Source organism: Sphingomonas sp., assembly GCF_039595165.1.
GTDB lineage: Bacteria > Pseudomonadota > Alphaproteobacteria > Sphingomonadales > Sphingomonadaceae > Sphingomonas.
Window position 1 is genome coordinate 1 of record NZ_JBCNMA010000157.1, and the last position, 7182, is coordinate 7182.

The 7182-nt window shown below is 68.0% G+C and carries 9 protein-coding genes and 1 pseudogene; all 10 read right to left on the bottom strand.

All coding sequences use genetic code 11. The features are described 5' to 3' along the window. Positions 1 to 368: pseudogene (locus ABDV68_RS17470) on the bottom strand (flagellar hook-associated protein FlgK); the annotation flags it as partial. Next, the gene (locus tag ABDV68_RS17475) at positions 365 to 826 is read right to left on the bottom strand and encodes a rod-binding protein (protein ID WP_343521378.1); all 462 of its coding nucleotides are present in this window, start codon (positions 824 to 826) and stop codon (positions 365 to 367) included. The pseudogene ABDV68_RS17470 and the gene ABDV68_RS17475, both read right to left, overlap by 4 nt. Beyond that, positions 823 to 2031, bottom strand: coding sequence for a flagellar basal body P-ring protein FlgI (locus ABDV68_RS17480; RefSeq protein ID WP_343521379.1), 1209 nt, complete (start codon positions 2029 to 2031; stop codon positions 823 to 825). Before ABDV68_RS17480 ends, ABDV68_RS17475 begins: the two co-directional genes overlap by 4 nt. Positions 2032 to 2042: 11 nt before the next feature. Continuing rightward, the gene (locus ABDV68_RS17485) at positions 2043 to 2729 is read right to left on the bottom strand and encodes a flagellar basal body L-ring protein FlgH (RefSeq protein ID WP_343521380.1); all 687 of its coding nucleotides are present in this window, start codon (positions 2727 to 2729) and stop codon (positions 2043 to 2045) included. 25 nt (positions 2730 to 2754) lie between these two features. Beyond that, positions 2755 to 3543: a flagellar basal-body rod protein FlgG gene (flgG, locus tag ABDV68_RS17490; protein ID WP_343521381.1), complete on the bottom strand. Its 789-nt coding sequence runs from the start codon at positions 3541 to 3543 to the stop codon at positions 2755 to 2757. A gap of 23 nt (positions 3544 to 3566) precedes the next feature. Further along, positions 3567 to 4310, bottom strand: coding sequence for a flagellar basal-body rod protein FlgF (flgF, locus tag ABDV68_RS17495; RefSeq protein WP_343521382.1), 744 nt, complete (start codon positions 4308 to 4310; stop codon positions 3567 to 3569). A gap of 26 nt (positions 4311 to 4336) precedes the next feature. Beyond that, positions 4337 to 5626, bottom strand: a complete 1290-nt coding sequence (locus tag ABDV68_RS17500) for a flagellar hook protein FlgE (protein ID WP_343521383.1) — start codon at positions 5624 to 5626, stop codon at positions 4337 to 4339. A gap of 24 nt (positions 5627 to 5650) precedes the next feature. Then, a complete protein-coding gene (locus ABDV68_RS17505) occupies positions 5651 to 6337 on the bottom strand; it encodes a flagellar hook capping FlgD N-terminal domain-containing protein (RefSeq protein WP_343521384.1) in 687 nt (228 codons plus the stop codon). Next, complete coding sequence (flgC, locus tag ABDV68_RS17510; protein WP_343521385.1) at positions 6337 to 6750, bottom strand: flagellar basal body rod protein FlgC; 414 nt, start codon at positions 6748 to 6750, stop codon at positions 6337 to 6339. The genes ABDV68_RS17505 and flgC overlap by 1 nt, the downstream gene beginning before the upstream one ends. A gap of 2 nt (positions 6751 to 6752) precedes the next feature. Beyond that, positions 6753 to 7106, bottom strand: a complete 354-nt coding sequence (flgB, locus tag ABDV68_RS17515; RefSeq protein WP_343521386.1) for a flagellar basal body rod protein FlgB — start codon at positions 7104 to 7106, stop codon at positions 6753 to 6755. Positions 7107 to 7182: the final 76 nt, after the last annotated feature.

Sequence of the window (7182 nt, forward strand, 5' to 3'; positions counted from 1 at the left end):
AGCTCGGCGAGCGCAGTCGCGGCGTTGAAGAAGGCGGTGAGGCGCTCGTCGAGCTTGTTGCCGGTGAGCGCGCCCTCGATCCGGTCGAGCCATACGGCCCCCGCCTCGCTGCGCGCGAGGTCCGAGCCCGCGGCGCGGACCTCGGCGTTGCGCGTGTCGCTCGCCGCGCGGGTGATGCCCGAGACGGTGACGCCGAGGCCGTTGGGCACGCGGTTCGAGCCGTCGCTCGGCGCCGCGACCTCGCGCAGCGTGGCGACTCGGCGCGAATAGCCCGCGGTGCCGGCGTTGGCGATGTTCTCCGACGTCGTGGTCAACGCGGTCTGGTAGGTGCGGACGCCGCTGGCGCCGATCGAGAGCATGTCGGTCATTCGGGTTCACCTTTTCCCGACAATCCTCCCGCTGGCAGGGGAGGATTGGTTTCCATGCCGCCGGCCTTGGCCAGGAACTCGGTCATCGCCTTGCCGATCCCGATCGGCGTGTGCGCGGCCATGTTCTCGGCGAGCTTCTGGTCCTGCATGTCGCGGAACTGGTCGAGCGCCTGGCTCTCGAACAGCGAATCCGCGAGCTTCGCCTTGCGCATCGAGGACAGCATCATCCTGGTGAAGATCGCCTCGAACTGCTCGCCCGCCTTATCGAGATTGTCGCGCGTGCCGAGCCGGGCCGTGTCCGTCGAGACGCTTCCCGTGAGGGTTGGCTGCGCCACACCCGGGGCGGCGCCAGCCCGCTCCCCCACCCGGCCACCCACATGATCCTGCCGCCGGGTGGCCGGGTGGGGGAGCGGGCTGGTGCCGCGGCTCATATCAAAGGGCGCGCGAAGGTCGGTCACAGGACGATCAGCTCCGCCTTGAGCGCACCGGCCTGCTTGAGCGCCTCGAGGATGGCGACGAGGTCGGCCGGCGACGCGCCGATCGCGTTCACCGCCTTGACCACATCGGCAAGCTTCGGGCCGGGCTCCAGCAGGAACATCGGGCGCTTCTCCTCCTCGACGCCGACCGCGCTGCGCTGCTCGACCGTGGTTTCCCCCTGGCTGAACGGCGCCGGCTGGCTGACGCGCTGGGATTCATCAATACGAACGGTGAGTTTACCATGCGTTACCGCAGCCGGGCTGACCCGGACGGCCGAGTTGATCACCACCGTGCCGGTGCGCGCGTTGACGATGACCTTGGCCGGCGCCTCGGCGGCATCCACTCCGAGATTCTCGATCTCGCTCATCAGCTGCGCGCGCACGTCCGCGCCGGGCTTGGCCATCACCGCGACCGACACGCCGTCGATCGCGCGCGCGGTGCCGAAGCCGAAGCGGCCGTTGATCGCGTCCGCCACGCGCTGCGCGGTGGTGAAGTCCGAGCGGGCGAGATTGTAGGTGAGATAGGGCGTGTCGGCGAAGCCGGTCTCGACCGCGCGCTCGACCGTCGCACCCTCCGGGATGCGGCCCGAAGAGGGGATGTTGACGACGATCTTCGAGCCATCGGCGCCCTCGGCACCCAGCCCGCCGACCGCGAGGTTGCCCTGCGCCATCGCATAGATCTGGCCGTCGGCGCCGAGCAAAGGCGTCATCACCAGCGTGCCGCCGCGCAGCGACTTGGCCTTGCCCATCGACGAGACCGTGATGTCGAGCTTCTGCCCCGGCTTGGCGAAGGGCGGCAGCTCGGCCGTCACCATCACCACCGCGGCGTTCTTGAGTGCCGGGTTGACCCCCGGCGGCAGCGCCAGGCCGAAGCGGGCGGTGACGCCCTTCATCGACTGGACGGTGTACTCGAGATTGTCGTCGCCCGTGCCCGGCAGCCCGACGACGATGCCGTAGCCGGTGAGCTGGTTCGAACGGATGCCCTGGAACGCGCCGAGATCCTTGATCCGCTCGGCGTTTGCCGGCGTGGCCGCGAGGAAGATCGCGGCCACCGTCAGGAGGGCCGCACCAGCCCGCTCCCCCACCCGGCCACCCAGCCAGGCTACCCTATGGGTGGCCGGGTGGGGGAGCGGGCTGGTGCGGCGGCCCAGCGCAGCGTTCAAAAAAGCAGCGAGGAAGCGGGTCATGTCGGGATTCCTCAGAACGGGCTGATGACCTGGAAGAAGCGGCTGAGCCACCCCTGCCGGCTGGCGCGGGCGACGTCGCCCTTGCCGGTGTAGGAAATGCGGGCATCGGCGACGCGGGTCGAGGCGATGCGATTGCTCGCATCGATGTCGCTCGGGCGCACGATGCCCTTGATCTGGATGAACTCGTCGCCGCGGTTGAGCGTCACGCGCTTCTGCCCCTGCACGAGCATCGTGCCGTTGGGATAGACTTCGGCGACGGTCACGCTGATCTCGCCCGACAGCGCGTTGGCCTGGTCGGCGCTGCCCGCGCCCTTGAAGTTGCGCTTGCCGCTGATGCTGGCGTCGCTCTCCTTGAACAGCGACAGCGCGCCGGTCGAGGGTGGGGTGATCGAGAAGCCGCCGCCGCTGTCGAGCTGCGAGCCGGCCGACTTGGAGGCGCTGGTGCGCTCGGTCAGCACGATCGTCAGCGGATCGCCGACGCGGCGCGCGCGCGTGCCCTCGTGCAGCGCGGCATAGCCCTGGCTCGCCTGGAAGATCGAGCCGTTGGCGGGCGTTGCGGGCGCGACGGGGGCCGGAAGGGTGACGCTGAAGTCCTCCTTCTGCTTCTTGCCGCCGAACAGCTGCGCCTTGGCGGGCTGGGCGAGCGCGATCGCCGCGACGATCGCGGCACCGGTGACGAGACCTGCGGCGAACTTCATGACATTCCCCCTAAAGGCGCTGGCCTCAGATGTTCTGGTTGACATATTTGAGCATCTCGTCGGACGCCGAGATCATCTTCGAGTTGACCTCATAGGCGCGCTGGGTCTCGATCATGTCGACCAGCTCCTCGACCACGTTGACGTTCGAGCCCTCGAGCATGCCCTGGCGGATGTTGCCGCGGCCGTCCTGCCCGGCGATGCCGAGATTGACCGCGCCGCTGGCGGCGGTCTCGACCAGGAAATTGTCGCCGATCGCCTGGAGCCCCGCCGAATTGGGGAAGGCCGCGATCTGGATCTGGCCGACCTGCGACGCCTCGGTCTGGCCGGGGACGGTCGCCGAGACGGTGCCGTCGGTGCCGACGGTGATCGCGGTCGCGCCCTCGGGGATCGTGATGCCGGGCATCACCTGATAGCCCTCGGCGGTGACCAGCAGGCCCTCGGGGCTGCGGGTGAAGTTGCCGGCGCGGGTATAGCCGAGCTGGCCGCCGGGCAGCTGCACCTGGAAGAAGCCGTTGCCGTCGAGCGCCATGTCGAGCGCATTGCCGGTGGTCTGGAACGAGCCTTGGGTGTCGATCCGCGCGGTGCCCTGCACGCGCACGCCGGTGCCGAGGTTGAGCCCGGTGGCATATTGCGTCTCCGACGTGCTCGCCGATCCGGGCGCGGTGACGACCTGATAGGCCAGCGCCTCGAACGAGGCGCGGTCGCGCTTGAAGCCCGTCGTGTTGACGTTGGCGAGGTTGTTCGAGATCACCCGCATGCGCATGTCCTGGGCGTCGAGCCCGGTGCGCGCGATGTGCATTGCTGCGGAACCCATGGTCCTGGTCCTTCCCTAGATACTTAGCTCACCCGCATCAAAGACGCGGAGCTCTCGTCCATGTTCTTCGCTTCGCGGAGCAGGTTGGCCTGCACCTCGTAGCTGCGCTGGTTCTCGATCATGTCGACCAGCGCTTGCGTCAGGTTGACGTTCGACTGTTCGAGCGCGCCGGTCTGGACGCGTGCGTCGAGGTCCGCGGGCAGCGCGCCGCCGCCGCGGACATGGAGCAGATTGTCCAGTCCCTTGACGGTCCTGCTGCCCTGGTCGCTGACCAGCTTGAGCTGGTCGAGCACCTGCGGCGGCTGGCTCGGGTCGGCGCCCGGAGGCACGATCGAGATGGTGCCGTCGTCGGCGATCATGATCTTGTCGTGCGGCGGCACGGTGATGGGGCCCCCCGACCCCATCACCGGGAAACCGTCGCCGGTTTCCAAGACGCCACTCGGTGCGATGCGCAGATCCCCGCGCCGCGTGTAAGCTTCGCTGCCGTCGGCCGCCTGGACGGCGAGCCAGTTGTCGCCGGTGATGGCGACGTCGAGCCCGCGGCCGGTCGAGACGATCGTGCCGGCGCGGCGGTCCATGTCGACCACGGTCTCGGCGCTGGGCTGGCGGCTGTCGTGGCCGTCGCCCTTGATCATCAGCTGCTCGAAATTGACCCGGTCGGCGCGATAGCCGATCGTGGAGGCGTTCGCGATGTTGTTCGCGATCGTCGCCTGCGCGTCCATCTGGCCCTTGAGCCCCGACAGCGCGGTATAGACGAGCCTGTCCATCGCTTGGCCTCCCTAACCCGTTGAAATCAGCTGCGGATGTTGAAAATCGTCTGCGAGATCTGGCTCGCGGTATCGAGCGCCTTGGCGTTCGCCTGGAAGTTGCGCTGCGCCGCGATCAGCCCGACCAGCTCCTCGGTGATGTCGACGTTGGAGCGCTCGATCGCGCCCGACATCAGCCCGCCGAAGCCGTTGGTGCCCGGCTCGCCGAGGCGCGGCTCGCCCGACAGGCCGGTCGCGGCCCAGGTCGAGTTGCCGAGCTGGCGCAGGCCCGAAGGGTTGGAGAAGTTGGCGAGGGCGATCTTGCCGAGCGCGAGGCTGTCGCCGTTCGAGAAGCTCGCGCGGACCGTGCCGTCCTCGCCCACCGTGACGCCGTCGAGCTGGCCGACGGCCTTGCCGTCCTGCGAGCGGTTGTTGACGCTGAACGGCTGGCCGAGCTGAGTGGTCGCGCTGCCGAAGTCGAGCGCGATCGACTGCTCGGTCGTGCTGGTGCCGACGGTGAACGGTGCGAACTGGGTCGGCGTGGTCGGCGAGCTCAGCGCGCCGTTGCTGTCGAAGGTCAGCGTGACCGGCTGCGGATCGGCCGGATCGGTGCCGAGCTGCTTGTCGCCGACGAAGGTGTAGACCGACCAGGTGCTCGGCGCATCGGTCGTCTCGCGCACGAAATAGCTGGTCATCGTCAGCGGGTTGCCGCTGGCGTCGTAGATCGTGGTCTGAGTCGAGTTGTTGTAGGTGCCCGGATCGAAGCGGTCGAACGCATAGGGCGTCTCGGGCGTGAAGCGCGAGGCTTCCGACGGCACCGACGAATAGGCCGAGAGGTTGAGCGAGAGGCCGACATTCTTGGTCGCCTCGGGCACGCCGCTGGTCTGCGGCAGGCGCAGATTGACGGTCGAGCCCATGCCGGTCGCGATCACCGCGCCCGAGCCGTCGACCGGATAGACCTGCAGGTACGAGCCCTGCGAATCCGTCACATAACGCTCGCTGTCGACCAGGAAGCTGCCGTTGCGCGTGAAGTTGACGCCGGCCGCGTCGAGGCTCGGCTTGACCGCGAAGAAGCCGTCGCCCGAGATCGCGATGTCGAGGCTCGACGAGGACTGCTGCGTGCCGCCCTGGCCGAACTGCTGGCGGATCGCCTTCACCGTGGTGCCCGAGCCGACCATCTGGTTCGGGTTGAGCGACACGGACGAGGCGATGACGTCGGCGAACTCGGTGCGGCTCTTCTTGAAGCCGTTGGTCGAGACGTTCGACAGGTTGTGCGAGATGGTCGACATATCGGTCTGCGCCGCCTGGAGACCGGAGAGCGAGGTGTAGAAGGACATTGATTTTGCTCCTTAAGCGATGCGTCAGCCGATCTTGCGGACGGCGGTGGTGGAGACCTGACCGATGCCGGGCAGGGTGAGGACGGGATTGCCGTCGCTGCCCATCGCCACCGCGGTGACCGGGGCCCAGACGAGCGGCTTGGCGGTGACCGCGCCGCCATCGGCGTTCTGCGCGGCGACGCGGATCTTGAACGGGCCGTCGCCGGCGTCCTCGCCGGTGTCGGTGGAGCCGTCCCATTCGAACTCGATCTGGCCCTTGGCCGCGGCGCCGAGCGAGACGTTCTTGAGGATCTCGCCGTTCGGCCCCTCGATCACGACATTGACCTCGGCAGCATCGGCGCCGAGCTCGATCACCCCGCCGAGCGTGCCGTCGGTGCGCGGATAGGCGGTGCTGCCCTCGGTCAGCACGGTGCGGCCGACCCATGACACGAGGTCGGTGGTCGAGGTCGCGCCGAGCTTGGCGGCGATCGCCTGAAGCGTCGTGTTCATCTCGCTGATGCCGGCGAGCGACGAGAATTGCGCCATCTGGGCGACCATCTGGGTGTTGTCGACCGGATCGAACGGGTCCTGGTTCTTCATCTGCGCCGTCATCAGCGTCAGGAAGTCGGACTGGCCGAGCGTGCCGGTGGTGTTCTTGGCCGGCGCGTTCTTGTCGGCGTCACCGGTGCGTCCGATGCCGAGCTTGTTCATCACGTCGTCGAAGTTCGACATCAGCTGCGTCCCAGGTTGAGCGTCTGGGTGATCAGCGTCTTGGCCGTCTGCATCACTTCGACATTGTTCTGATAGGTGCGCGCGGTCTCCATCATGTCGACCAGCTCGCGGGTCTCGTCGACCGCGCTCTCCCAGATGTTGCCGTCTTTGTCGGCCATCGGGTTGCCCGGGTCGTAGCGCTTGGTCGGCGCCTCGCCGGCCGTCACGACGCGCTCGACATCGACGGTGGCGAGGTTGTTGGCGGCGTCGAAGGCGGTGCGGAACACCGGCTTCTGCGTGCGATAGGCCTCGGCCGCCGACGACGCGACCTGGCCGACATTGGCGAGGTTCGACGCGGTGGTGTTCATCCGCACGAGCTGCGCCGACATGGCGCGGCCCGCGACCTGGAAGATGCTGAGCGGCTGATCGGCCATGATTATTCTCCCTTCAGCGCGCGGGTGATGGTGGAGATGCGCCCGTTGAGGAACGCGAGCGTCGTCTGGTAGGCGACTGCGTTCTCGGCGAAGGCGGTCTGCTCGGTCGCCAGCTCGACGGTGTTGCCGTCGAGGCTCGGCTGGAGCGGAATGCGGAACTTGGTCGCGGCCTCGATCGGATCGGCGCCGGCCATGCCCGGCGTCTCGATCGCGTTCAGCGCTTCCTTGAAGTCGATGTCCTTGGCCTTGTAGCCGGGCGTCGAGGCGTTCGCGATGTTCGACGCGAGCACGCCCATGCGCTGCGAGCGCACCGCGAGCGCCGCACCGTGCACCCCGAAAAGACTGTTCTGACCCATGCTATGCGTCCTCCGCACATTTGTTCGCGGCCTTCCTAGCAATGGGCGTGCCAGTTTCCGGGTTTGGGGGCCGACC